Source organism: Paenibacillus chondroitinus NBRC 15376 (genome assembly GCF_004000765.1).
Lineage (GTDB): Bacteria > Bacillota > Bacilli > Paenibacillales > NBRC-103111 > Paenibacillus_E > Paenibacillus_E chondroitinus.
Genome location: NZ_BILW01000022.1, coordinates 12,251 through 38,036, shown reverse-complemented (window position 1 = coordinate 38,036; position 25,786 = coordinate 12,251). Strand labels below are relative to the sequence as shown.

The 25,786-nt window shown below is 43.1% G+C and carries 23 protein-coding genes and 1 pseudogene; 20 read left to right on the top strand and 4 right to left on the bottom strand.

Annotated features, from left to right (window positions below; translation table 11 throughout):
- Nucleotides 1–69 precede the first annotated feature (69 nt).
- The 9 genes from PCH02S_RS22155 to PCH02S_RS22115 all read left to right on the top strand — a co-directional run bounded on the left by PCH02S_RS22155 (nt 70) and on the right by PCH02S_RS22115 (nt 11,858).
- Entirely contained in the window at nt 70–810 is a 741-nt protein-coding gene (locus tag PCH02S_RS22155; RefSeq protein ID WP_127456139.1) for an SDR family NAD(P)-dependent oxidoreductase, read from the top strand.
- 322 nt (nt 811–1,132) lie between these two features.
- Nucleotides 1,133–1,867: an SDR family NAD(P)-dependent oxidoreductase gene (locus tag PCH02S_RS22150; RefSeq protein WP_218033173.1), complete on the top strand. Its 735-nt coding sequence runs from the start codon at nt 1,133–1,135 to the stop codon at nt 1,865–1,867.
- A 338-nt stretch (nt 1,868–2,205) separates the two neighbouring features.
- Entirely contained in the window at nt 2,206–4,530 is a 2,325-nt protein-coding gene (locus PCH02S_RS22145) for a helix-turn-helix domain-containing protein (RefSeq protein ID WP_127456136.1), read from the top strand.
- Between the two features lie 281 nt (nt 4,531–4,811).
- Entirely contained in the window at nt 4,812–6,698 is a 1,887-nt protein-coding gene (locus tag PCH02S_RS22140; RefSeq protein ID WP_246069206.1) for a chondroitinase-B domain-containing protein, read from the top strand.
- 157 nt (nt 6,699–6,855) lie between these two features.
- A complete protein-coding gene (locus PCH02S_RS22135; RefSeq protein ID WP_127456134.1) occupies nt 6,856–8,499 on the top strand; it encodes a type 2 periplasmic-binding domain-containing protein in 1,644 nt (547 codons plus the stop codon).
- A 156-nt stretch (nt 8,500–8,655) separates the two neighbouring features.
- Nucleotides 8,656–9,510 (top strand): ABC transporter permease, encoded by an 855-nt coding sequence (locus PCH02S_RS22130; protein WP_246069212.1) that lies wholly within the window; start codon nt 8,656–8,658, stop codon nt 9,508–9,510.
- A gap of 13 nt (nt 9,511–9,523) precedes the next feature.
- A complete protein-coding gene (locus PCH02S_RS22125; RefSeq protein ID WP_127456130.1) occupies nt 9,524–10,402 on the top strand; it encodes a carbohydrate ABC transporter permease in 879 nt (292 codons plus the stop codon).
- 20 nt (nt 10,403–10,422) lie between these two features.
- Nucleotides 10,423–11,547, top strand: a complete 1,125-nt coding sequence (locus tag PCH02S_RS22120) for a glycoside hydrolase family 88 protein (RefSeq protein WP_127456128.1) — start codon at nt 10,423–10,425, stop codon at nt 11,545–11,547.
- Between the two features lie 68 nt (nt 11,548–11,615).
- Complete coding sequence (locus PCH02S_RS22115; RefSeq protein ID WP_127456126.1) at nt 11,616–11,858, top strand: hypothetical protein; 243 nt, start codon at nt 11,616–11,618, stop codon at nt 11,856–11,858.
- A gap of 51 nt (nt 11,859–11,909) precedes the next feature.
- Here the strand turns inward: PCH02S_RS22115 and msrA are convergent, their stop codons facing one another.
- The 3 genes and pseudogenes from msrA to tlp form a co-directional block, all read right to left on the bottom strand.
- Nucleotides 11,910–12,437, bottom strand: coding sequence for a peptide-methionine (S)-S-oxide reductase MsrA (gene msrA, locus PCH02S_RS22110; protein WP_127456124.1), 528 nt, complete (start codon nt 12,435–12,437; stop codon nt 11,910–11,912).
- 17 nt (nt 12,438–12,454) lie between these two features.
- Nucleotides 12,455–12,668 (bottom strand): annotated as a pseudogene (locus tag PCH02S_RS36870) (peptide-methionine (R)-S-oxide reductase); the annotation flags it as partial.
- An 821-nt stretch (nt 12,669–13,489) separates the two neighbouring features.
- The gene (gene tlp, locus PCH02S_RS22100) at nt 13,490–13,711 is read right to left on the bottom strand and encodes a small acid-soluble spore protein Tlp (protein WP_127456122.1); all 222 of its coding nucleotides are present in this window, start codon (nt 13,709–13,711) and stop codon (nt 13,490–13,492) included.
- An 883-nt stretch (nt 13,712–14,594) separates the two neighbouring features.
- Between tlp and PCH02S_RS22095 the strand changes: the two genes are divergently transcribed.
- The 3 genes from PCH02S_RS22095 (at nt 14,595) to PCH02S_RS22085 (ending at nt 16,944) form a co-directional block, all read left to right on the top strand.
- Complete coding sequence (locus tag PCH02S_RS22095; protein ID WP_127456120.1) at nt 14,595–14,780, top strand: hypothetical protein; 186 nt, start codon at nt 14,595–14,597, stop codon at nt 14,778–14,780.
- Between the two features lie 328 nt (nt 14,781–15,108).
- Nucleotides 15,109–16,122, top strand: coding sequence for an alkaline phosphatase family protein (locus PCH02S_RS22090; protein ID WP_246069205.1), 1,014 nt, complete (start codon nt 15,109–15,111; stop codon nt 16,120–16,122).
- A 402-nt stretch (nt 16,123–16,524) separates the two neighbouring features.
- Nucleotides 16,525–16,944, top strand: a complete 420-nt coding sequence (locus PCH02S_RS22085) for a GrpB family protein (RefSeq protein ID WP_246069204.1) — start codon at nt 16,525–16,527, stop codon at nt 16,942–16,944.
- 54 nt (nt 16,945–16,998) lie between these two features.
- Here the strand turns inward: PCH02S_RS22085 and PCH02S_RS22080 are convergent, their stop codons facing one another.
- Entirely contained in the window at nt 16,999–18,102 is a 1,104-nt protein-coding gene (locus tag PCH02S_RS22080) for a chymotrypsin family serine protease (protein WP_127456118.1), read from the bottom strand.
- A gap of 828 nt (nt 18,103–18,930) precedes the next feature.
- On the opposite strand from PCH02S_RS22080, the gene PCH02S_RS22075 reads away from it, so the two are divergent.
- The 8 genes from PCH02S_RS22075 to PCH02S_RS22035 all read left to right on the top strand — a co-directional run bounded on the left by PCH02S_RS22075 (nt 18,931) and on the right by PCH02S_RS22035 (nt 25,667).
- A complete protein-coding gene (locus tag PCH02S_RS22075) occupies nt 18,931–19,752 on the top strand; it encodes a formate/nitrite transporter family protein (protein ID WP_127456116.1) in 822 nt (273 codons plus the stop codon).
- A complete protein-coding gene (locus PCH02S_RS22070) occupies nt 19,745–20,659 on the top strand; it encodes an L-lactate dehydrogenase (protein WP_127456115.1) in 915 nt (304 codons plus the stop codon). Before PCH02S_RS22075 ends, PCH02S_RS22070 begins: the two co-directional genes overlap by 8 nt.
- A gap of 625 nt (nt 20,660–21,284) precedes the next feature.
- Complete coding sequence (locus tag PCH02S_RS22065; RefSeq protein WP_127456114.1) at nt 21,285–21,515, top strand: hypothetical protein; 231 nt, start codon at nt 21,285–21,287, stop codon at nt 21,513–21,515.
- Nucleotides 21,516–21,724: 209 nt separating this feature from the next.
- Nucleotides 21,725–22,207 carry a DinB family protein gene (locus PCH02S_RS22060; RefSeq protein WP_127456113.1) on the top strand — a complete coding sequence of 161 codons (483 nt, stop codon included), beginning with the start codon at nt 21,725–21,727 and terminating at the stop codon, nt 22,205–22,207.
- A 155-nt stretch (nt 22,208–22,362) separates the two neighbouring features.
- On the top strand, nt 22,363–23,034 hold the full coding sequence (gene pyrE / locus PCH02S_RS22055; RefSeq protein ID WP_127456112.1) for an orotate phosphoribosyltransferase: 672 nt from the start codon (nt 22,363–22,365) through the stop codon (nt 23,032–23,034).
- A gap of 213 nt (nt 23,035–23,247) precedes the next feature.
- The gene (locus tag PCH02S_RS22050; RefSeq protein WP_127456111.1) at nt 23,248–24,021 is read left to right on the top strand and encodes a DUF5677 domain-containing protein; all 774 of its coding nucleotides are present in this window, start codon (nt 23,248–23,250) and stop codon (nt 24,019–24,021) included.
- A 770-nt stretch (nt 24,022–24,791) separates the two neighbouring features.
- Complete coding sequence (locus tag PCH02S_RS37035) at nt 24,792–24,923, top strand: NUDIX domain-containing protein (protein WP_164819684.1); 132 nt, start codon at nt 24,792–24,794, stop codon at nt 24,921–24,923.
- A gap of 204 nt (nt 24,924–25,127) precedes the next feature.
- Complete coding sequence (locus tag PCH02S_RS22035; protein ID WP_164819683.1) at nt 25,128–25,667, top strand: NUDIX domain-containing protein; 540 nt, start codon at nt 25,128–25,130, stop codon at nt 25,665–25,667.
- Nucleotides 25,668–25,786: the final 119 nt, after the last annotated feature.

The following is a 25,786-nucleotide window of genomic DNA, read 5'->3' as shown; positions in this document are numbered from 1 at the left end:
GGATACTGATGATTCTATCGTTAAGTTATAATATGCTTGTATCAAATAAAAAACGAAAAGGAGCTCACTATGAAAGCACTCGTCACTGGCGCAAATAAAGGAATCGGTTTCGAAATCGCTCGAAGTCTTGGTAAGCGTGGCTATGACATTCTCGTTGGAGCGCGTGATGAAGCCCGTGGGCAGGCAGCAGTCGAAAAACTTGCCGCAGAAGGCATATCAGCAACGTTCATCAAGATTGATTTAAATAATCTTGACAGCTTGCACGCAGCGGCTAAAATGGTTGATTCGCTCGATATTTTGGTCAACAATGCTGGAATTCCTGATAGTGTCAAGCCTGGGCGCGCGGCGCTCGACCTCGCAAAGCGCACATTTGACTATACAACAGAGGATTTACGTACGACGATGGAAACGAATTTTCTCGGCACGCATGAGCTCATCAAAAGTCTGCTGTCATCTCTGACAGACAACGCGAAAATCGTCAATATCACCGTTCCGATTTCGCCGACCGACTTTTGGCACCCGCTCGCTTACATTACGAGCAAAGCAGCACTCAACGTGATGACACTGACTTACGCTTACGAGTTTGAAAAAATGGGCAGCCATCGCCAGATTTTCGGCATCATGCCTGGCGCAGTCGCAACCGATTTGAACGGTATGGAAGTTGGTGCGCACGGCGGATTCGTCAAGTCTCCCGAAGCCGCTGGGCAGATAAGTACCGACATTATCCTGTCTGATAAGATTCAAAATGGTCAAATTATCCAATACGATGGAAAGATTGTTACAGATTATGAGATTCAGATGAGAGGCTAGAAACACCAAGCTCTGTCAGAGGTACTACTTCGACTGGCAATTTAGTTACGTAGGGCTAGCCTAATGATTTACACAGCCTCTCCAACAGAACAAAAATTTGGTTTTTATCGTCACGTTCGAGCACTAATAGAATAGAAATCCCTGTTCACTTCTGGTGAATAGGGATTTTTTCTTTCATATATTTTTCTGAAATTCGATTGACACAAGCAGAAAACTGTGGGAATATTTTCTTACGGCAACATTTAGAACAATGTTCATAATAATGAACGAGATGGATGATCAATAAGATAATAGCAAAATAAAAAAAATGATAAGGTGAATTATGAGAGGAAATGTAGCTGTTATTACCGGCTCTGCAACCGGTATCGGAAAAGCCATCGCTCTTCGTTTAGCAAGGGAAGGCGTCCATATTACAATCAATTATTCCAAATCGGAAAATGAAGCATTGGAGACCCAAAAAGAAATTGAGGCTTTAGGAGTAAAATGTCTGTTGTTTAAAGCTACGGTTTCCGATGATCTTCAGGTACGCCAAATGATTAAAGAAACCGTAGGTTCATTCGGACAGTTGGATATTTTAGTCAATAATGCAGGAGTGACCGATTTTGTTAGCCATGATGATCTTGAAGGGTTGAAAGAGGAGTATTGGGACAGGGTCATGGATGTCAATGTAAAGGGGCTTTTCTTTTGCAGCCGGGCCGCAGCGGTCGAATTAAAAAAGCAGAAAGGCTGTATCGTAAACATTACGTCGGTCGCAGGGTTGACGGGGCTAGGCAGTTCGATCGCTTATGCCGCCTCGAAAGCCGCTGCTATTAGTGTAACGAAATCGCTTGCCCGCATCATGGCCCCTGAAGTTCGCGTCAATAGTATTGCGCCTGGGATTGTACAAACCCGATGGGTTGAGGGGCAGGAGGATCATATCAAGCGACTGGCAGAGGGAACACCGCTTGGTAGAATTGCAACTCCGGAAGATGTGGCTGAAGTCGCTTATTCATTAATTGCGCATTCGCATTTTGTGACAGGAGAGATCCTCAAAGTAGACGGCGGGATGTTTATATAACTTATGAAAGCAGAAAAATAAGCTGACCGTGTTTATCAAAAGTCGATTCAAGGCAGCAGGGTCTTCCATTTCATAGCATTTAACCCGCTCCTATCTATGGGGGCGGGTTATTTCTATTTAGTAACTACGGCAGTTTCATTCATGGATTCATACTGTTTCATACGATTGGGAATTGATGTTGTAGCATTTGGAACACTGGCTCATTTTATAAATTGCATATGTGTTTATATTTTGATGATTTACTAAGATCGCCCTTTCCCTAATAATAAAGGGGATCCTTCAAAAGCCTCATGAAGTAATAATTGTAACCGTTCTCATCGTGCCGGGAGGTCATTCGTATGCTGCAGAAGATTCGGAAAAATAATAGGAGTGTTATAACCACATGGCTAATCTCGTATTTGTCTGTGCTGTTGGTTCCTATTGTAATAAGTATGATTCTTTATTCGGCAACGCACAGTCTGGTGGAGAAAGAAATAAATCGGGCGAACGAGCTGCTTCTCACGCAGATCGAAATGTCTATCGATAGTAAGTTAAAAGGCTTGGAACAATTAAGCTTGGAAGTTGCTTTAAACAAAAATGTCTCTTCTTTCGCGAATGTTGAAAAGCCGTTATTCGACGATCATTATTATCAACTGTTTAATATTGCCGAAAGTCTGAGAACTTACCAACGAGCCAATGACTATATTGAGCAAATTTACGTGATGTATGCGAACAGCGATACCGTTGTATCCACGTTCAATCACACCGATTCCCGTGGGCTGTTCACCCTCATGAAGCCGGGGAAGGAGACTTCTTTTGAGGAGTGGAGACGGCTATTTGATCAAAAGTATGTCTATAAGTATTCACCAATGAAATATTGGAACGAAGGTACGGCGATGTCTGGGGTGATGTTTGCCCGGTCTCTCGTTTTGAATAATCCGCTTCAGCCTTATCCCATTCTAATCATTTTGATTAATGAGAATAAGCTGCTGGAAAGCATTCCGAAATACAATGATTCATCGCTACTGATTTTGGATAGAGATAATCGCTTCATTGCTGCGTCCAAAGATAAACAGGAGCTGCAAGAGAACTTGCCATCAGAGCGTTTGTTAGGGAAAAAAGGTTTGGTGTACGCTGAGATGAATCATGACAAAGCGGCTTTGTCTTATGTTACATCCGAACTGACGGGCTGGAAATATGTGTCTGTTCTCCCGGCAGAAATCTTCAATGAGAAGATGGAATATTTGAAAGCGATAACAAGAATGGGTATTGCCCTAGGCTTGTTAATAGGCATTATCGTTACGATTATTTTCTTGAGAAAAAATTATATGCCAATTCAAGTACTACTCCAGAATATGACGCAGCGGTCCGGATTCCGATTTGATGGAAAATCGAATGAGTATTCCTTTTTGCAAAATGCACTTCATCATACCTTTATCGAGAAAGATGAAATTAGCAAGCTGTTAAAGCTGCATAATAATACGATCAGAGCGCATTTTCTGACACGTTTATTGAAGGGGCAGTTGGAGAAAAAGCTTTCGCTTACGGATTCTTTTGCCGCCCACAATGTCCACTTTGTTACGGATCGGTTTGCGGTGCTGCTGTTCAGCATTGATGCTTACGGCAAGCTGCAAACGGATGAAGCGGATGCATCATTCGGGCAGGAGACACAGATGCTTCATTTTGTGCTTAGCAATGTGATCGAGGAGCTTGCTGGTGGCGATGCAACGGTTTATTCCACAGAAATGAATGAGCTGACAGCCTGTATCGTTAATTTGAAACCACTTCTTTCGAATGAGGAAGAAGACTTGGTATTAATCCGAATGGCCACCCAAACGCAAGCGTTCATTAAGGAACACATCCATGCGGAAATGACGATTGCTGTGAGCGGTGTTCATAATGACGTGTATGGCATCTCACAATCTTACCAAGAGGCACTGGAAACTCTTGAGCATCGCATCGTGCGCGGCAATGGGCAGGTGATTTTGTACAAGGAAATCAGCATGGAGGCAGCGTGCTCCGGACGGAATTACTATTATCCGTTGAGCGTTGAACAGCAGCTCGTTTACTACGTGAAGACGGGGAATTTGTCCAAATCGCGGGCGCTGCTTGGAGAAATTTACGAGACGAATTTCAAGGATCATCCTGTTTCAGTGCCGCTTGCAAAATGTCTGCTATTTAATTTGGCAAGCACAATGCTGAAAACGCTCGACGAGGTGAGCTCGATCAGCAAACGAAATTTTGAAGCTCATGCTGAAGATGTGGAACGGCTGTTGAACTGTGACACGGTTCAGGACATGATGGCCCATATGAATCGAGTGCTTGAACAGGTCTGCGAATGGATTCAAACCGACAAGAAGAATCAACATACTTATCTGATCGATGATATACGCGATTATATTCAGACGCATTTTCGAGATGTCAATTTGAATATCTCGATGATTGGGGAATCTTTTTCGCTGACACCTTCCTACGTGTCCAAAATATTTAAAGAACATACGGGAGAATCCCTGCTGGATCTCATTAACCATACGCGATTGTCAGCGGCAAAAGTGCTGCTGTCTGAGCACAACCTGACGATCAACGAAGTCGCATGGCGTGTCGGTTATGCAGATGTGAGCACATTCTTGCGTATTTTCAAGAAATTTGAAGGAATGACGCCTGGGAAGTATCAGAAGATTTAGCTTTTGCTTATCAACAAACAAAGCGATGTGAGCGCATTTTTCAGCGACTGTCGTTCATTCGCGAAATTGATAGGGAGTGAGTTTATGTTTTGCATGTCATTTTAACTTTTGCATATTTCACAAACGAAGCCAAATGAGGTTCAATAATCATGAAATTGGACAAAAAAAACGACTTGATGTGGAAGGGAGGTGAGGAACGCGTCCTGAAGGAATAATTTAGTAAGCGCTTTCGTTTCAAAGTGATTCATCACATTCAGTAAAAAAAGGACGGTGTTAGTTACATGAAAATGTCACCGAAGAAGGCTGCGGCCTTCCTGTTATGCGTACTCTTGTTCATGAGTTTGATTCCTAGTTTCGTTGCTGCAGCAGATACGAAGTTCTCCGTATCGGGTTCCAGCGTGACCGCAAGCTCCAACGATGGCAATGTTCCAGCGAATACGGTTGACGGCGATATGGGTACCCGTTGGTCAGCAAGTGGGGATGGCCAATGGATCAAATTCGATCTTGGCTCCAGCGTAACGGTAGCTTTTGTTAAAATTGCCTTTTTAAATGGCTCTACGCGTACTTCATCTTTTGATATTCAGACTTCTGCGGACAATGCGACGTTCACGACGCAGCTTTCCAATGTAACAAGCAGCTTGGTAGACGGGCTGCAAACCTTCGATTTTCCGGATGTCGCATCGGTCCGGTATGTGCGTATTATTGGTCATGGGAATTCGGCGAGCGCTTGGAACAGCTATTTGGAAGTCGAGGTTTATGGAAATGGAGGCAGCACTCCCGTTGAAGATTCAGTGACGGTTTCGACGTCGGCTCAGCTGCAGACTGCGATCGACCAGGCTATTCCCGGCAGGATCATTTATTTGCAAAATGGCACCTACTCACAATCCGGTCCATTTACAGTCAATGGGATTCACGGTCAAGATGGCCAGGAAATCGTCATCAAAGCCTTGAACCGCGGGCAAGCGATTATTTCCGGGGGAGCTTATTTCAGCTTGTATCAGTCGTCTTATGTGACGATTTCGGGAATGAAATTTACAACTACGACGAGTGCAAGCAACAATGCGGTAAAAATGGATGAGTCCAGCCATATTCGCGTGACACGCAATGAATTCAATCTGAATGAAACCGGGGCTACGAACAATTGGGTGAAAATCAGAGGCGTTAACAGCGACAACAATCGGATTGATCGGAATAAATTCGTATCCAAAGCGGATCCGGGGCCAATCATTGCTGTAGATGGCGATGGAAGTACGTATATGTCGCGCTATACGATTATCGACCGCAACTACTTTTATGACAGCACACCAAGGATTACGAATGGCAAAGAGAGCATTCGTCTTGGCTTATCCGGCGTCTCTTTATTAAACGGGAACGCGACCGTAGAGAATAATCTGTTCGAGAACAGCGATGGCGATCCGGAAATCATTTCCGTGAAAAGCAGCGGCAATACGGTTCGCTACAATACGATTCGGAATTCGCAAGGGCAGGTTACGGCAAGACACGGCAATAACAATCAATACTATGGGAACTTCTTTTTGGGCGATGGCAGTAAAGCCGGTGTAGGCGGGTTCCGAATCTATGGGACGGATCATCGCATTTATAACAATTATTTTGAGGGTCTTACCACGGATGCCATTAATCTCGATGGTGGAGATTGGGATGGTGGAACCAATTCAACCAACTACAGCAGTGGGGATTTAAGCAAGCATTGGCGCGTGTATCGAGCACAAGTTACGAACAATACGATTGTGAACAGCGATTTCGGCATCATTATCGGCAGAAGTTATACATCAGCGCCTGTTGATAGCCGAGTAGCGAATAACATCGTTAATAACAGTGCAGGTACGCTATATGAAGAAGTGAAAACATCGAACACCGTGTTTGAAGGAAATATCGGCTTTGGCAGCACGGTTACGAATCGTTCGAGAACTTCTTCGGAAATTCGGAATATCACACCGTCATTCACAACGATTGGCGGCTTGCAAAAGTTAACCTCGGGCAGTGCAGCCGTTAATGCCGCTGTTGGCAGCTATTCTTATGTCACTGAGGATATGGATGGTCAAGCGCGTTCAACGAACGATGTTGGCGCCGATGAGTACTTCAGCTCCTCTACGTCCATCGTCCGCGTGCCGCTCAGTGCTTCGGATGTAGGACCTGACAGCCCGTAACATGTAAAACGAAACAGGTATGCAAAACCTGAAATTTGAGGTTTTGCATACCTGTTTCGATATTGAAGATAGTTTTTTGGGAATGGATTCGGCAAAATAGGCAATGTAGGCGCTTTCAAATTGAAAAGACAGGTTAACTATGGAATGGGGGATGAACATGGAAAGTAACAAATCAAAAAGAAAGTATCGGTCATACAGCGCTGCTGGGCTAAGTGTTCTCATGTTAACAGGTATCGTACTTTCCGCTTGCTCGGAGACTGGCAGCACAACCAAGAATAGTGCAAGTCCATCCGCAACGGATGCACCGAAGGCAGTTTATCCGCTGAATACGAAGGAAACGTTAACATCATGGGAAAGTTTGAACAACAATGCGACCACGTTTTATCAAAACTTGGCTGAAACGCCATTTGGTAAACAACTGGCCAAAGCTACCGGCGTTGAGGTGAAATATATTCACCCGAATGATCAGCAAACGAAAGAGCAGTTCAATCTGATGATTGTTGCGGATAAACTGCCGGATGTCATTGAATATGATTGGACGGGAAGAAGCGCAGGTTCTTACCCAGGCGGTCCGGAAAAGGCGATTAACGATAAAGTCATTCTGGAACTCAATGATTTGATTGATAAGTATGCGCCGAATTTGAAGAAAAAGCTGGCAGAAGATAAAGAACTCGACAAAATGATTAAAACAGATAGCGGTAAATATTATGTATTTCCAATGATTCGTAACCCTTCCGGACTTGTATTCCGGGGACCTATCATTCGTAAAGACTGGTTAGATGAGCTGCAATTGCCAATGCCTGAGACGATTGATGAATGGGAGACGACGTTAAAGGCATTCCGTGATAAAAAGGGAGCAAAAGCACCATTTAGTGTCACTTACGTCAATGGGAATTTCGAAATTCGCGATGCTTTTATCGGCGCTTATCATACTTCGAATACGTTCTACCTCGATGATGCAGGGAAAGTCAAATATGGTCCCGTTGACCCGCAATATAAGGATTTCTTAGCGCTGTTCCGCAAGTGGTATGCAGAGGGACTGTTTGATAAAGATTTTGCATTGACTGACGGAAAAGCCTTGGATACGAAAATACTTGGAGGTCAAACCGGAGCAACGGTCGGCTTGCTGAGCGGCGGTTTAGGGAAATGGCTGGATGCCATGAAAACGAAAGATCCGAAGTTTAATCTGGTGGGCTCGCCGTATCCAACCCTCAAAAAAGGGGAGAAGCCTTTTACAGGACAATTGGACTTTAAATATAATCCAGGACCAAGTAAGGCGGTTTCGGCAACGACGAAAAATCCAGAACTGGCGGTTCGTTGGCTTGATTATGCCTACAGCACGCAAGGCAGTCTCTTGTTCAACTTCGGGGTCGAAGGTGAAAGTTTTACAATGAAAGACGGGAAACCTGTATATACGGATCAAATTGTCAAAAACGAGAAATACAGCTTGCAGCAAATGGTCTCACAGTATACGAAGCCAAACGGTCCTTATGAAGCGGACGAAAGACGCAACTGGAATACGTACCCGCAGCAGGACGCAGCTGTGAAACTATGGATGAATACCGACGCAGCGAAGCACACCATTCCAGCTTTTCTGACGCCTACTGCCGAAGAAAGTAAAGAGCTTGGCAAAATCGTTAACGATGTCAGCAACTATAAAGAAGAAATGTTCTCGAAGTTCATTATGGGCAAGGAGCCTCTTGAGAACTACGACAAATATGTTGAACAAATTAAAAAGTTAGGCATTGATCGTGCAGTTGAGATTTATCAGAAATCGCTTGATCGATATAACAAGAGATAGAAGTCCGCTAAGGTTTGGATACGGAAGGAGTGGAACGATATGTCAACCAAACCACTGTTAGATTCGAGGACGGCCATAACTGTGAAAACAAAAACAAATGTGTTCCCGGGTTTTGGCATTCTCAAAGATATTCAGAAAAATAAACTGCTTTATGTCATGCTACTTCCTATCTTTTTGTTTTTTGGGGTGTTTCATTATATCCCCATGTATGGCGCGATCATCGCCTTTAAAGATTTCTCTCCAAGGCTCGGCATTTTAGGAAGTCCGTGGGCAGGGCTCGAACATTTTAGAACATTTTTCGAAGGGATTTATTTCTGGCGGACACTCAAAAATACGATCCTGATCAGTTTGTATGATCTTATCTTTGGTTTCCCAGCTCCAATTATTCTGGCGCTGCTGCTTAATGAAATTAAAAAGACATTTTTCAAACGATCGATCCAGACCATTACCTATATGCCGCATTTCGTCTCGCTTGTTGTCGTGTGCGGCATGATCAAAGAATTTACTGCCAGCAGTGGATTAGTCAATGATGTGATTGCTTTTCTGGGCGGCGAGCGACTCTCTCTGCTGCTTGAAGCCCAGTTTTTCCGTACGATCTATGTATCCTCAGGGGTATGGCAGCATATTGGTTGGGGGACGATTATCTACCTGGCAGCCTTAGCCGGCATTGATACGGAGCAGTATGAGGCTGCGAAAATCGACGGCGCAGGGCGCTGGAAGCAAATGTTCCATATCACGCTGCCCGGCATCATGCCTACAATCGTGATCTTATTGATTCTTGAGATGGGACGCATGATGAACGTGGGGACGGAGAAAATTATTTTGTTATATAATCCTACTGTTTACGACACGGCTGATGTCATTAGCTCCTATGTGTATCGGATGGGCCTTCAGGAATTCAATTACAGCTTCAGCTCGGCCGTCGGATTATTCAATTCGGCAATTAACTTTACCCTGGTTATCGGGTCAAATTGGTTAAGCCGCAAGTTGAATAATACCAGTTTATGGTGACGGGGGGATGACCATGTATCGCAAATCATTCGGAGAATGGACGTTTGATCTCGTAAACTATGTATTTTTATCGCTGCTGGCTATCGCGACAATATACCCTCTCGTATATGTCTTGTTCGCCTCTTTAAGCGACCCTACCTTATATATGCAGCATAGCGGAATCCTATGGAAACCGCTTGATTTCAACCTTAGGGCCTACAAATTGGTGTTCGATAACGGCACAATCATGCATGGCTATGTTAATACGATGATCATTGTTGTGGTGGGCCTATGTCTGAACATCCTGCTTACCTCCCTCGGTGCTTATGCACTGTCCCGTAAATGTCTCGGTTATCGGAAGCCACTGATGCTCTATATTGTTTTTACGATGTTCTTCAGTGGTGGCATGATCCCGTTTTATTTTACCGTTAAAGGACTTGGCTTGGCGAATACACTGTGGGCATTAATTATTCCGCAAGCGATTTCCGCCTTTAATCTTATTCTGATGAAAACAGCTTTTGAAGCGATACCGGATAGCCTTGAAGAATCCGCGAAGATGGATGGGGCGAACGAAATTGTGATTTTGTTCCGGATCATGCTTCCGCTTTGTATGCCAGTTGTCGCGGTCATGCTGCTGTACTACGGAGTAAGCCACTGGAATGCTTGGTTTAACGCGCTGATTTTTTTACAGGATCGGTCGCTTTACCCGCTTCAGCTTGTGCTCAGAGAGCTTCTACTGCAGAACGATGCGAGTTCAATGGCGAGCGGCGCCGGTTCCGGCGAAGTATCTGTCATTGGTGAGACGTTGAAGCATGCTACGATTATTATCGCGACAGTACCGGTTCTTTTGATCTATCCATTCCTGCAAAAATATTTCGTTAAAGGCGCTTTAATCGGTGCAATTAAAGGATAATAAAGGAGAAACACAAAACAATGGAAAAACATACTGTAATTGAACCCGCTGTTCTTGAACGATGGTGGAAAGGCGTACAGAGCAAAGTGGATCAGATGCTGAGCCAAGATAGAGAACTTGCGCCCCACGTGGCCAAATCAGGCGCTTACGATGGATTGAAGCTGGATCAGTGGATCTCTGGATTCTGGCCGGGGATGTTATGGATTCTCTACGATCTGACAGGTGAAGAACGCTATAAGGATTCAGCTTGGGATTGGGATGTTCGGATGGAACGTCATCTGTTGGAAGAGAACCATTTCCATCATGATGTCGGATTTCAATATTTGCCGACATCTGTCCTCAAATATAAACTGACCGGCGATTTGGACGGAAGACGTAGGGGGCTGGCGGCAGCCAACTTCCTAGCGGGCCGCTTCAATCTGGCCGGGCAATTCCTTCGGGCTTGGAATCGTGATTTGCACGGATGGGCAATCATCGACTGCATGATGAATTTGTCTATCTTATTCTGGGCTTCGGAGGAGCTTGAAGACCCGCGATTTGCTCAAATTGCCCGTGCGCATGCCGACATGGTACTTAAGCATATGATTCGAGGAGATGGATCAACTTGCCACGTCGCTGTATTTGATCCAAGTTCAGGTGAATTGTTGGAGTATAAAGGCTGGCAAGGCTATGCTCCGGACTCGTGCTGGTCCAGGGGGAATGCTTGGGCGTTATACGGCATGACGAACACGTATCGCTTCACGAAGCAGGAAAAGTATCTGCATGCAGCGCAGCAAGTCGCACATCATTTCATTATCTCGCTGCCGGCAGAGATGGTTCCTCCCTGGGATTTTCGAGTTCCGATTGCGGACGAAGCGCCTTGGGATACGTCCGCTGCGAGCATTGCAGCATCAGGGTTACTTGAACTCGCTGAACTCGTTCGGGCAGAAGATGCCTGCAAGTACCGTTTAGCTGCTGAGCGTATCCTTCTGTCGCTATCTGAGAAATATGCCTCTTTCGATGAACCGCAGCATGAAGGAATTCTCCATGGAGGCACGGGGCATAAGCCGGCAGAGGCCAATGTCAACGTATCTTTGATTTACGGTGACTATTACTATGTGGAGGCTCTTGCCAAGTTGCAAGGCTGGAAGCATCGGGTGTTCTAAGGGAATGGAACGCTTGCAGGTTCCTAAGCTTAGCCGGTAGGGAGCAGGTAGATGGAGAAGGTTATGAGATGAAAGATACACTCCAGCAGGCACTTGACAAAGCAATCGCAGGAACAGTTCTTGATTTGGCGAAAGGGGCGTATGAACAATGCGGCCCTTTCGTTGTTAAGGAGAAGCAGGGTTCTGCCCTGCTGCCAATATGCATTGAAGCTGCTCAACTGGGGAGTGCCATTATTACAGGCGGCAGCTATCTAAATAGACACATTTTGCTGCTAAACTTTTACAACCACAAGCAGTTTCAAAAAAATTAAACAACCTTAGTCCGGTGGAGTAGCGAACTAAGGCTGCTTAATGCTCTTATTTCATTGTTGTTTACTTGACGGGGCGCCACTGGCCTCCCGCTTGGGAAGGACCCAGTTGGGGCGCGGGAAGTGGCAGGTGTAGCCGTTCGGATAGCGATCCAGATAGTCTTGGTGCTCCGGCTCTGCTTCCCAGAAGTCGCCGACAGGCGACACTTCGGTAACGACCTTGCCCGGCCACAGTTCCGACGCGTTCACGTCGGCGATCGTCTCCTCCGCCACCTTTCTCTGCTCGTCGCTCACATAGTAGATCGCCGAACGGTAGCTTGTGCCGATATCGTTGCCCTGACGGTTCTGCGTCGTAGGATCGTGAATTTGAAAGAAATACTCTAGGATGCGCCGGTAGCTCGTCTCCGCTGTTTCGAAGACGATTTCGATCCCTTCCGCATGAGTGCCATGGTTGCGATAAGTCGCGTTCGGAGTGTCACCTCCAGTATAGCCGACACGAGTCGATACGACGCCGGGAAGCTTGCGGATCAAGTCTTGCATTCCCCAGAAGCATCCCCCAGCGAGTATAGCGCGCTGATGCATGTTTAAACCTCCTCAATCTAATTGAGATATTTACCGTAGCCCTCGCTCTCCATGTCGTCGCGATGGATGCAGTAGCATGGGCCATCCCGATAGCCCAGCCACCCAGGTAGACGTGACCGAGATGGTTGTCGCCGTGGTGGATCTAACCTAAGTCCTTATCATCCCATGGGAGGTGTCCCGCAGTTCGTTGATGTTTGCGGAAACGATCGGCTTGGTGAAACTTGGCCACCCAAAGGAGGACTAGACCCAAGGCTGCATATCGGTGATCTCTCGAAGATCCATGTCTAGAATATCCCATAACCGCATTGGAAAAGCAATGTTTTTCAAACTAACTTGGAGCTTCGTGAGATCCTCAACCGTTACACCCGCGGTATGCCTGAGTCAAACTTGTTGTTTTTTTTACTGTTGAACTAAGCAGAACATTGAGTAGTTGTTGTGGGTCACTTTATTATTCATTGAGGTGGTTGAATTATTCAGTTCATCATGAATATACACTAATAGCCAACGACATAATAACCTCCAGAGGTGAACATCATGAGATGCATCTATTGTGATAACGTACAGCAACTAAAAGGCAAAAAACATAAGTGCTTCATTTGTGCCATCACAAAACCACGTTAACAGTTTAGTCAAAGTACTTCACTTCAACATGTTATTACTTTCTCGAGTCAACACCGAGTACAATCTAATTTAAAGGAGTTGCAACAATGGGTATCTTAACTGGTAATTTGGATGCTCCCTCGTTATGATTTAAATTTCTCACTCAAGCTCGTCTATTCGCAGGATTTCATAATAAGTTGCCTTGTACACCCAGGGGAAGATCGAATTGAAAAGTAATATGCAACAAGGAGCAGTTAGCCAATGGCTTGCTGCTCCTTGTTTAATTGGTTCTCATTCTTTACTAATTTTGTCCTCTCACGAAATCAGGGGAGGAAGAAACGGCATCCATTTTTAAACAACTAACGGGCATAGAAAAACACCCCATAGCAGACTTCGGTTAAACCGTTATCCGAATCTCGACTAAAGGGTGCTTTTATTAAGTGGAAAATCTGTTATTTTTGTGCGTTGGATTCGTCTTGTTTCTCTGCGATAAATCCATTGATGCTCTCTTTGCGGCGAGCATTTTTGGATTCGATGCTCTCTTTGTCTACAGCAGAAATTTCATCCGCATGTTCATCTAAATATTCCTCAGCTTCGTTTAGATTGGCCATTGTATTATCGATGGCATTCTGAATACGGGCTGGGTTATCTTCGCGATTGTCTGGCTTAGCCATAATAGTTCCCTCCCTTTGTTGCGATAGATTAACATCCTGTTATACGATTCCAAATAATCAATCAGATTATTCATTCGAACAAAAAAACGACGACTGAAGGCCAGACGACCTGGAACAGTAAAGCAGGGTAGTATCCTCGGGATAGTGAAGGCTGCCGATATTTGCCATGGGATAAAATCATTCCTTTTATCAATGTGCTTTATTTTGTGGAGATTAAGGGATGAGTATGTAAGAATAATCTCATTTGAAAAGCTTTAGTTCCCAGTATGAAATTATTATTTAATTTCGCCTACAAACTAAGTGATTGGCACAATGTGTATGCTTATACTGCTTCTTAAGTGAGTACAATATATATGTTTTCAAATCATTACTCAAAGGGGGTGCTAAAGTTATGACTAATCAAAAGAAAAGTGTGAAATCTGAAAAGCAAAAAAACCAAAAACCAAATCAAAAGGGTAAAATTGATCAGGCAAATATTAATTAAGGTGGTTAGTTAACAAAATAGTTCACATATAAAGCCCTTAAAAAGCCTGAGGATACTTTCCCACAGAACAGGCTAAATGTTTTAAGTTTATTTCATCAAGATAGAAAGGAGGTAATCTCAATGTCGCATAAAACTAAAACTAAGATAACCAAATCTCAACGATCCATTGATAAGAAACTGCAATCTCGAACTCGAAAATCGCCTGACCAGTCTGCACAAAATAATACACACGATCAACCAGGTGATTCTTAAAACATTTCAGCGTACCATTTAATTAACAATAGCTTGATCTGATGGTGTTGATTGTGCAATTGCATGAGACTCTATGCGAAATAATGATGGATAATAACATCATAATATAGTAGAAAGATAAACTTTCGAATTTGGAGGATATATACAATGACTTCCAGTAGAGGACATCAAGGAGCTCATGGCACAGGACAAATTGTTAAGCAACTGAACAATCAAGCCCAAGCCGCGGAGCAAATTCAAGGAAGTAATAAGGTCGATCAAGAAATTATTGCAGCCGCAAACGAACATAGTTCAGAACTGAATGAAATCATTGATACGGATGTCAATTCCTAAGACTTCGGCAGGGAACGATCTAAAGTAATACGAGGTAGAGACCTGCGGCATGCATCATGCTGCGGGTTTTTTTCTTGTTCGGCGGCACATTTGGAGGTACGTGGTTCAGTTTAAATGTGATCTTATTAGAGATTCTACGTATGTTGAACAAAAATGAAGCAGGCACAAAGAGTAGCCGCTAATCTTATTCTCATATTTTTCTCATCTTCATGTTTTAAAGTTATTTTAAATGCATGATAATGTGCAATTAAAATAATTAAAGGATGATGACGATGATTCATGGAAATGAATTTGTGCGAACGAAAGTTTGGCACAGGAAAATAAGTGTATGAAAGCATCTGTTGCGGTCATATCTATTTTTATTTTGGTACTGACAGCTTGCACCAATATGGATCAAAGTCAACAAGTGATAATGAAGCCGTCTCCAGGTGCTACTTCTATCGTTTCACAATCAAGTGCTCCAATTAGCTCAAACCATCCACTTCAATCAGAGATGGTCACTTCTAGGCAAACACCTGCACCGAGCAGTTCGGCAGCAACAGTTCCTGGGCAACAAAAGGTTACTATCCCGGCTGATGAAGGGACACGACCTGATCATGTCGTCATTGTTGTAGAAGAAAATCACTCATATGAGACATTAATTGGGAATCGAGCTGCTCCCTACATCAATGCATTGACCAAGCAAGGTGCGTTTTTTACGCATTCCTATGCCGTTGCCCACCCGAGTCAGCCAAATTATTTTGTTCTGTTCTCTGGCTCTGATCAGGGCGTTAAAGACGACTCTTGCGGGCATTTGTTTAAAACTCCAAATCTGGCGAGCGAGCTGGTTCAAGCTGGCCTTTCATTTTCTGGATATTCGGAAGATTTACCTGGGATTGGTTCTACTGCTTGTACCAATCATCAATACGGTCGAAAACATAGCCCTTGGGTGAGTTTCTCTAATGTTACGAAAGAAAGTAACTTACCGTTCTCTCAATTTCCAACTGATTATAGCAAACTCCCTACAGTTTCTTTCGTCATCCCGAATTTGGATAATGATATGCACGATGGAACAATTCTATCCGCAGATAATTGGCTGAAAACCCATATCGGTCCTTATGTCACTTGGGCACAAAGCCATAATAGCTTGCTTATACTTACGTGGGATGAGGATGATTCTTCGAGAGATAATCATATCCCGACGATCTTTGTTGGAGCGATGGTCAAACCTGTAACTTACGATCAGAAAATAACGCATGTAAATGTTTTGCGAACAGTAGAAGATTTATATCATCTGCCATATATGGGGGCTACCGCGGATGCATCTGCCATTCAAGGTATATGGAGGAACAAGATAAAATAACGTTAAACAAAGGCTATCCCAACAAAGTCAGGAAATGACTAGGGGATAGCCTCTTTTTTGTTTGTTGTGTATTGCTATTGAGGGTTATCAGGGCGTACCACTTTTCAGGAATCCATTCACCATTGTGTCCCGTAATTCGGGAAGTGGTATAGGTTCATGGATTGAAATAATGATCGCATTTTACTAATGACTTTGCTATAAGAAAACACAGTTCCAATAATGGTATTATTATTTTTATCTATCCTGACTAGGAGGAAGAGCTTTTGCAAATCAGAAATGTTGAACCCGAGGACTGTAGCACAATTTTAGCGGTCGCTTTCTATCTATTCAAAAATTTTCAGAATAAATCTAATCTGTTTTTCATCTAGGATTAATAATCTGTTCAATGACATTGCTTTAACATTGAGAAGTTCATTAGGTGATTTGGCAATTCGTATTGATCATGTAGGTTCTACATCGATTGAATGTCTGGATGCAAAACCAATCATTGATATCCAAATATCTGTTCTAAATTACGATGACGTAGCAAGCTATAAGACCAAGATTGAGAGCGTTGGATTTGTATTTCGCGATGAAAATCCAGACAAAACAAAGAGATATTTTAGAGAATTGCCGGGCACTCGAAGAACTCATATTCATGTTAGACAAGGCGGTAGTTTTTCTGAGCAAATGACTTTGCTTTTTAGAGACTATTTACGTGAGCACCCTCAGGATTGTCTAAGGTATGCTGATGAAAAACATCGATTAATGGAACTGTTTAAAGTGACCGTTCAAAATATGTTGATGGAAAGGGCCAATCGTTTAAAAAAAGATGATTCCTGATTAATACAGAAGTCATCTTTTGACAGAATACTGGGATGTAAGGGGAGCGCCCTTTCATTTTTTCCTTCTAACGTTTAAGACAGGAGTAGTGAGGGATAATTGTTTCCGGGTTAGTGGACGAACATAAGCATAATTATTTCTTGGTGCGCGTCCTCCGACGGCTCCGGCTTTGAAACGTCCTGTACTACCTGCCGGAATAGCAACCAATGTTCCATAGCTTCTCATCGCTCTTTCTATCGGATAACAGATGGATCTGCTTCCGTCGGAAGGGCTGGCAAAATGGACGGCTGCCGCATAGTTATTCAGTCGATCGGAGCTGTCATTGAGCCAAACGGAACCGGAGTCTCCTGGGAGGGAACGATTTTCTGTAAATCGTACAACCGTTTGGTCACGGTAAAGTAGCGTACCTAGATTGCCTGTCACCGTTCGCTCCACGCCGATCGCTTCTACGACGCCTCTTCCGAAGCCACTTGTTTTACCCATTTTTTTGAATGTCATCCCTACCTGATAACTTAGCAAATGACCAGGGACCGTGATCAGAGAGCCTCTATCATTAATCAAATACCTTGGATTCAGCAAACTGTTTGAGTTCGCGACAGCAATGGCCGAATCTTGAAAATTTGCGCTAGTCGTTCTTCGTGGCACGAATTGAAAAGCTCTGCCGATCTGATCAGCGGTTCGACCGCCATCTGCCGGAGAAGGCTGAATCGTATTATGGAACTCAGTTGTGTTATCAGGAACGAGCACATGAGCGTTGCTCAAAATAAAAAGGGTATTATTTTTAATGACGATTAGTCCACCGGTTCCGCCCGCAGATGTCGGTACCGTAGTTCCTACACTGACACCTCCCGGGATGGGACGCCATCTCTCGCGTGGCCCCGATTGAGTCGGAGAGACGGAAGACTCCTTGAATTGTCCCGTCATGTAGACTCGGAAAGGTACGGATGATGCTTTGGTCCATTTACCTGTTACTTCATACAAACCGGACTTTTTTGCCGAAGACATTTTTTTATCGGTATATAAAATAATAGCTGCACCTTTCGCGGGTTTGTTCGGGTCAGCGAAGCCGACCCCAATACCAGTAACTCCCGGTCTCCCCAACATACTCCGCCAAATTCGATTTTTCAGCTTAAACGCCTGATAAAAAGTAGAACCCATGAATGCATCTCCCTTTCCACAATTGATATGTAATCATATGGATTAGGGATGGAGGTTGATTGGGCGTTGAAAAATAACCATCTAAAGATAAGGAGGGATAAGCCATGAGTAGTTGTTTATTTTGTTTTTTTCCGAGTCCCCGATGGGAGAATAATTGAAGTGTTGCAAGCAATTTATCCCATACGAAGACCGACTACAGTAGTTAGGATTCAATAATCATGTCTTCATAGAAAATGTATCTTAGGTTACAAGATCCTGAAGCTTAAAAATATATTAGTGATACCGTGAGAAGATTCAAGAAAAAAAGAGACCTCTGTTAGGAGATCTCTTTTTTATCTTATAAGTGATGGTGCCAGAATCTTATATAACATGTAGATCCAGATCACATGTAGATCCCAAAATGGGGGGATAAGTGTGATTAAATACTACATGTGATCTACATTTCCTTCTCGGCGGGGCACGAATTATTTGTCATGTGATTTATGTCACATCAAACGCGTGCTGCCAGCTGTTATATTAAAGGCCGAAAGGGAAATGCGTCAAGTCACTGTTATCTAATTGAAATAGACGGGTCAAGAATATTTTTCCAAATCACTATGTGGAAAAATTCACTAACCAATAAAGGGAGTAATGAGGCCATCTCGACTTTTTCTGGTTTATATACAACCACTAAATCCCCAACTCCTAATTTATGATACACATCACAGCAAGACCCTGACATTATTCATTAATTCTGTCATTAGGAAGAGTTAACAGATCCTACTTAAACCTTTTATTGGTATAAAGGGATTGTTGCACTGTATAAAATTAATTTAGAGGTGAGCGTAAATGGAAATTGCTGCTCTCGAGAAGGTTGAACAGCTTGCCTTGAAGAAGCTCAAGGTATTCAAGCAGAGTCGTCTACGGTATTTCGCGCGTTCCGCGCTCGCGAGCATGTTCATCGGGTTTGGCGTCATCGTTGCATTCAAGACGGGCAGCTTCTTCTACGGGGGAAATTCTCCGCTCACGTATCCGACGGCGGCAATAACTTTCGGGGCGGCCATCATTCTTATCTCTTACGGGGGAGGGGATTTGTTCACTGGCAACACCTTTTACTTTACGTACGCCGCTCTGAGACGGAAAATTCGTTGGAATACCTTGCTGAAGCTATGGCTATATACATACATCGGTAACATCATCGGCGCAGCCTTTTTCGCGTTCATGATCTACACAACCGGGCTATTCGCCGAGTCGTCCGTTAACGGTTTCCTGCTCAGTGTCGTGGATAAGAAAATGAATTTGCCGATGGTGGAGCTGTTCTTCCGAGCCATCCTCTGTAATTGGCTCGTCTGTCTTGCCTTCTTCATCCCCCTGTCCCTCAAGGGTGACGGCGCGAAGATGTTCGCCATGATTCTCTTCGTGTTCTGCTTCTTTATCTCCGGCTACGAACATAGCATTGCCAACATGTGTACGTTCGCGATCGCGCTGGTGCTGCATCATCCCGGAACAATAACCATGGGCGGCGTTCTTCATAATCTCATTCCGGTCACCTTGGGCAATATCATTGGCGGTGCGGTGCTGATGGGCGTGATGTACTACTATGTGAACAAACCCTATTTTGAAGAAATCGATTCAACTACTAAACTTACGGAGGGCGATTCGGATGAGTAAAACGAAGATTGTGATCATTGGAGTCGGAGCCGTCGGCGCGACGACTGCGTACACACTGTTGCTGAGGGAGCGAGTGGATGAGCTGGTGCTCATTGACGCGAACAAAGGCAAGGCAAAAGGCGACGCCATCGATATGAATCATGGCCTTCCTTTCCTAGGGAGAACGAAAGTATGGGCGGGCGAATACGAGGATTGCCGCGATGCCGACATTATTATCATTACGGCAGGCGCTGCCCAGAAGCCAGGTGAGACGAGGATCGATCTGTTGAAAAGGAACGTCGCCATATTCGAGAGCATCATGACAGAAGTTCTCAAGTACAATCATGACGGCATTCTGCTGATAGCTTCCAACCCGGTGGACATCATGAGTTACTTCTCGTGGTGGAAATCAAAGTGGCCCGTTCAGCGGATCATAGGTTCGGGCACTCTGCTCGACAGCTCGCGCTTCCGTTACCTGATCGGAGAAGAGCTGGGCATTGACCCACGCAGCGTGCACGCCCATATAATCGGCGAGCATGGCGATTCCGAGCTTCCGGTGTGGAGCCTGGCCAATATTGCCGGAACCCGCATTCCGTTCGACGAAGAGACGAAGGAGAGAATTTTCACGAACACAAGGGACGCCGCATACGAGATCATTTCGGCAAAGGGGGCCACCTACTATGCGATCGCCCTCGCACTCGACCGCATCTGTACCGCAATTCTTCATGACGAAGGCGCTGTGCTTAATGTCTCGACGCTACTTCAGGATTATCATGGGGTATCGAATGTCTATCTGGGCGTCCCTTGCATCGTGGATAGCAGCGGCGTTCGCGAGGTGCTCAAGTTAGAGCTCTCGGAGTCAGAACGAGAGCAACTTCACCGGTCGGCGCAGAAGCTGAAGGAACTTATTCAATCTGTCGAAGTATGAAGATATAAGGAATGAGCCTGACGGGCAGCTCCTTTATAAGGGGGATTTTATACAGATGTCATTGCTTCTGCAAGTGAAGTCCGGCATCGGCTAGGCTTCTTCCAAATCTTCAATATCTTCTATGGCGCTTGGAATATTAATGAGGAGACTGACGTTCGATTAGCAATGTCATATATCAGCAAACTCCTTATTTATAAATGAATGCAGGTATTGGAAAGGATTGAAAATCACAGAACTGGGTTATTTCTCCAAGATTTTTTTGCGACTGAGTTGAGAAACAATGGGGACAAGGGGACAAGTTCTTGTCGTTTAACGGGTCAAGTTCTTGTCGTCCGATAAAATTCTGTCGGGTGACAAGAACATTATCTCATTAAGTGCCGCGAAAATCGCGGCTTTTTTGTTTTATGGGATAAAGTTCTTGTCAAAACCAAATGACAAGAACTTTATCTCATTCCCGACGGAAGGCCAAGGGGGTATTTTCCAAATGATTAAACGGGCAGATTACGCTAATGAAGGAATTGGATGAGCATCTCCCGAATAATGAAACTGTGAGGGAGCTGCTTTAGGTTATTTCTCTATTATTTCTCATCTTTGCTTCTTTAGATCTGATCTTGAAAAGACATTAATGAAAATTGCAATAAAACCTTTATATTATTTAGGAATAACAGATCCAGAAAATGAAATTAAGTGGGTTCAAAGCTACGTTAAAAAGAAAAGTTTATTTAAAAATAATTACTATTTCACATCAAAACAAGGTGAGAATTGGATTCAGAATGCATTTATTACTAAACTGGATACTGTAGAAGCTATCATAAAAGAAATTGCAATTGAAGATAGCATTGAAAGTGAGACGTAAGTAGGTATGTCACATAATACCATATACAGTTATTAGATCAGCACGGGTTCATTGCGCTAACTGGGAACGATAGTTGAACAATTAGGGTACAGATCGCCTCGGCTGGCAGCTGCTCCCTTTTTCATAATTTCATAAAATCAATGTTTACTATCGAACATATGTTTGTTACTATTAGTGGGTTACTATTCGTAGGAAATGGGGATTCCATTATGGCTGTTAGCTTGGATAAAAATACGATTCTTCGATATAAAGAATTTACAGAGTGGACGGATACCCTACGTGATTTACACGAGAGCATTTGGTTGCAACCGCTTGCTGAAGGAAAAGCATCAGCCGGAGAAATCATTTCACATCTTAAGAACTGGGATACTTACATTATCTCTACAATTATCCCGGCAATCAATAATGACGAAGGCATGATATTCCCGGACTTCAATTCGTTTAACCAAGTAGCTTATGAATATGCCAGATCGGGAGTCTCTAAAGCTAGTCTGCTCGATGAATTTAAGTCAACCCGTTTACAACTGGTGGATATGCTCTTAGCCAACCCTGACATTGTTGCGAAACATGTCACCGCGAACGGAGTAGAGATTTGCCCTCACACTGGTACACCATATTCCTTGCTTTACATCATTCACGAATTTAACGACCACGACAACCATCACAAAAATCAAATTTTAACGGCAATATAAACTTTTTTATTCTAACGTAAAATTATAGTGCAAAACAAGGGACAGAGCGCCGTGGCAGGCTGCTGTCCCTTGTTTTATTGAAGTATCGGGCAGGTTACTTCCAATATGTGTTAAGATACAAGAGAAGTATTTATATTTATGGGGGATGTGTTGGAATGACCAAAAAAGGAAATTTTATCGAATTTATGGTTAAATCGAATGCTCTTATTTTCGGCGACTTTGTAGCTAAGAGTGGTAGAAAGACACCATACATGATTAACACAGGGAACTTTCAAACTGCGAAACAAATTGCTATTTTAGGCGAATATTACGCTGATTGTTTAAACTCAAATGTGGATAAATCCGTAAATGTTCTCTTCGGTCCTGCTTACAAGGGCATCCACTTGGCGGTAGCTGCTTCTGTTGCTTTATACAATAAGTATAATAGAGACATATCAATAACATTTAATAGAAAAGAGAAAAAAGATCATGGTGAAGGAGGACAAATCATTGGTTATATACCTCAGAATAACGACCGTATTGCAATCATTGAAGATGTGATAACTGCGGGTACAGCAGTAAGAGAAAGTATAAATTTACTGAGTAACATTGCAGATGTAAAGATTACAAATTTAATCGTTTCAGTCGACCGACTAGAGAGAGGACTGAGCAATAAAACGACGATTCAGGAATTAAATGATGACTATGGCATTCAAACCAATGCTATTGTAACCATAGAAGATATCCTGGATTATCTACACAATCGTGAAATTGACGGTAAAATTGTACTCGATGGGATCATGAAAAATACAATAGAAGATCATCTCAACCTTCATGGTGTTAGATGAAATTAGATATCGATGATATACGACGCATAATCGCTTGCACACAAACAACGTATGTCCGGTAGGATTTATTTCAAAACGAAATGCCATTAAAGTAACGGGGAACTATACTTCACTAATACGTCAGTTGTGACCACCATGCACTACCAGTCTTGAACTGGATGGTTTAAATGTAATTGATTCTAATCAATATGAGGATCTCTTGGGAGAGAAACAATGGACTTTGACTTAATGAGTTTCCTTGGCAAACAGATTGATGAATTGATGGAGCCCATTCTTGAACAGAACGCAGATTGGTATAAGCTCATGTATGAACTAAATCAATTTGCAAATAATCTTCGAATCCGTATGGCAATCAATCAAGATAACTTGGCAGAAGTAGTTACTGCCGCTTTACTAATTAAAGCAACAAACACCTTTCAATCTGTAATATTATTGAGCAGAAAAGGGCTGGCGGCGGATTGCGGGACATTAACACGCTCATTATTGGAAACAGTAATTCCACTCAAGTTAATTGCCCAAGAACAGGGTTTTGCTTGGGACTTTGTTAGGTATGAGAAGCGTAAACGACAAAAATTAATAAACGTAATTCTCAAAGATAGCGATACATTTGGAGAAATAGCGAATCAGGTGAGTGAGGGAATAAGGGATAGTCTTAAAAAGGAGATTGAAGAAGAGAATATTCCTGAATTAAAGATCGAGGACCTAGCTAAAAAAGCGGGTATGACAACTTTTTATCAACTCGCCTATAGGCAACTCAGTGAGGATGCACACACGACTATATGGTCATTAAATAGATACTTAAATACTGACCAAGAAGGTAATGTAACTGAGTTAGATAATGGACCACAGATTTTTGGTGCGGCCGACTTCAGGACCGCAGCTTATTGTATTTTGATCGCGTTGGACAGTGCAAATGAGATTTTTAAACTTGAATCGGATTCAGAACTTAAGGGTTTTGAGACGAGGTTGCTTGCAATACATTTGTGACCTAGCTCAATTGGGTAATGTAAACTCAATTACACGAGAATGACGGCAAAGTAAGTGTTTAAATAATAAGTCATTAAGCTATAGGGACAGGATCCAGGGAGCAGTTTGCCGTTGCGGCAGCTGCTCCTTCTCTCATTAAGCTATCGGGCAGTAATGATAAGCAATTAGAATGATTATAATTAAGTCGTATATTCACCATTCCACGTAATGTTATGCATCGTACTTGGTCTAAAGAAAGAACGGTTAATCTATGTTTTGAAAAATCCTCCAACGATATAAATGGAAAAATGACAGACAGTCCATCACAGTAATATTAATGCACAAGTCGGAATTTTTCGCTGTTCGTTCCCTGAAAACGAGGAAATAAAGCTTAGTTCGGAACATTCCGAATATAGATGGTCGCCCTTATCTGAGTTAAGTGAGGTCCAAAGAACAAGGGCTCAAGATACAATTAGAATATCGAGGACAAGTTATAAGTCGGGCCTTTTGAAAGACTTGCACGATTTAGTTAAACGGGGAGCTATAGCGCAATAAACACAACTAGTGGAGGCTACCGGCATAGTCGGCAGCTTCCTTTAAGTTACCTGACAGTTCTGCTTAATTCAATTCTTATGAAATTCTATCTGAGCATTTAGTATAATAGGTTTCGGCTTGCATTGACAAAGGAGGTATACTATGACAGAGAATCTCATTGAACGAGCTGCGGGGGGATTAGTTCTTCGTGAGACACAGGTTTACAAGCTCTACTCATTCACGATAGATATGGACATGTGGGGTTTCCAAAAGGACATCTGGAATCTGGAGAGATTTGGGAGGACTCTGCAGTCCGGGAAATCTTTGAAGAAACAGAGATAAATCAAGAATTCTTTCACCGCTTGGCGATGTTGAATATCCTATCATAAAAAATGGACTAACCATTCGAAAGCAAGTCCGCTTATTCCTTTTAGAAGCCATTGAGGAACAGGATGAGCCTGTTCACTAGGCTAACGAAGTTAATAGTGCTGAATATTTAGCTTGGGGAGATGCACTTCTACTTCATATGGAACGAGGCTATATTGACTTGAATTGGGTGTTTGATAAGGCTAAAACACTTTGGGATTGGCATCGTGAAGCTAACGATAAACGTTAGTAGTGTGGCACAAGCATCAGGAGGGGAGCTTTTGATTAGGAATACAGCAAAAGCAATTATTGAAAACGATAATAAGCTACTGGTAATTAAGAAAAAGCTTGATAATGTAGGTATTTACTATACATTACCTGGTGGCGGGCAAGAATCTGGCGAGACGATTGATGATACAATTCTACGTGAATGCACAGAAGAATTAAATATATATACGGTTATTAAAGAATTGGTGTGTGTAAGGGAGTATATCTCCAATAATCACGAGTATTCATTTTTAATTAAACAAGTACATGCAATTGAATTCATCTTTAACTGTTCATTTTCAACAGAAGACAAGATAACTCATTTACAGATTGACGTTGCACAGATTGGATTTGAATGGTTGGATATATCAACAGTAATTGAAACTTTACAGCATAGCGAAGCAAAGAATGATCTTAAGTTTCCTCAGACGCTTCGAGATTTTTTAATCGAATATTACATAACACATAGTGTTAAACCATATTCAAAATTCATATTTTAATTCGACTTAATTGAACTATAGAAAGAACTACAGTTCAGTTCAAAAAGGACATGACGGCAGCTGGCATATGATTGGCTGTCGTTGCCCGTTGAGATAACGACGGGATAGTTTAACCAATT

Excerpts from the sequence above, each read along its gene's own strand:
- PCH02S_RS22155 (WP_127456139.1), top strand. The coding sequence starts at position 70 with ATGAAAGCACTCGTCACTGGCGCAAATAAAGGAATCGGTTTCGAAATC.
- PCH02S_RS22150 (WP_218033173.1), top strand. The coding sequence starts at position 1,133 with ATGAGAGGAAATGTAGCTGTTATTACCGGCTCTGCAACCGGTATCGGA.
- PCH02S_RS22145 (WP_127456136.1), top strand. The coding sequence starts at position 2,206 with ATGCTGCAGAAGATTCGGAAAAATAATAGGAGTGTTATAACCACATGG.
- PCH02S_RS22140 (WP_246069206.1), top strand. The coding sequence starts at position 4,812 with ATGAAAATGTCACCGAAGAAGGCTGCGGCCTTCCTGTTATGCGTACTC.
- PCH02S_RS22135 (WP_127456134.1), top strand. The coding sequence starts at position 6,856 with ATGGAAAGTAACAAATCAAAAAGAAAGTATCGGTCATACAGCGCTGCT.
- PCH02S_RS22130 (WP_246069212.1), top strand. The coding sequence starts at position 8,656 with ATGCTACTTCCTATCTTTTTGTTTTTTGGGGTGTTTCATTATATCCCC.
- PCH02S_RS22125 (WP_127456130.1), top strand. The coding sequence starts at position 9,524 with ATGTATCGCAAATCATTCGGAGAATGGACGTTTGATCTCGTAAACTAT.
- PCH02S_RS22120 (WP_127456128.1), top strand. The coding sequence starts at position 10,423 with ATGGAAAAACATACTGTAATTGAACCCGCTGTTCTTGAACGATGGTGG.
- PCH02S_RS22115 (WP_127456126.1), top strand. The coding sequence starts at position 11,616 with ATGAAAGATACACTCCAGCAGGCACTTGACAAAGCAATCGCAGGAACA.
- msrA (WP_127456124.1), bottom strand. The coding sequence starts at position 12,437 with ATGCATCAGCGCGCTATACTCGCTGGGGGATGCTTCTGGGGAATGCAA.
- tlp (WP_127456122.1), bottom strand. The coding sequence starts at position 13,711 with ATGGCTAAGCCAGACAATCGCGAAGATAACCCAGCCCGTATTCAGAAT.
- PCH02S_RS22095 (WP_127456120.1), top strand. The coding sequence starts at position 14,595 with ATGACTTCCAGTAGAGGACATCAAGGAGCTCATGGCACAGGACAAATT.
- PCH02S_RS22090 (WP_246069205.1), top strand. The coding sequence starts at position 15,109 with ATGAAAGCATCTGTTGCGGTCATATCTATTTTTATTTTGGTACTGACA.
- PCH02S_RS22080 (WP_127456118.1), bottom strand. The coding sequence starts at position 18,102 with ATGGGTTCTACTTTTTATCAGGCGTTTAAGCTGAAAAATCGAATTTGG.
- PCH02S_RS22075 (WP_127456116.1), top strand. The coding sequence starts at position 18,931 with ATGGAAATTGCTGCTCTCGAGAAGGTTGAACAGCTTGCCTTGAAGAAG.
- PCH02S_RS22070 (WP_127456115.1), top strand. The coding sequence starts at position 19,745 with ATGAGTAAAACGAAGATTGTGATCATTGGAGTCGGAGCCGTCGGCGCG.
- PCH02S_RS22065 (WP_127456114.1), top strand. The coding sequence starts at position 21,285 with ATGAAAATTGCAATAAAACCTTTATATTATTTAGGAATAACAGATCCA.
- PCH02S_RS22060 (WP_127456113.1), top strand. The coding sequence starts at position 21,725 with ATGGCTGTTAGCTTGGATAAAAATACGATTCTTCGATATAAAGAATTT.
- pyrE (WP_127456112.1), top strand. The coding sequence starts at position 22,363 with ATGACCAAAAAAGGAAATTTTATCGAATTTATGGTTAAATCGAATGCT.
- PCH02S_RS22050 (WP_127456111.1), top strand. The coding sequence starts at position 23,248 with ATGGACTTTGACTTAATGAGTTTCCTTGGCAAACAGATTGATGAATTG.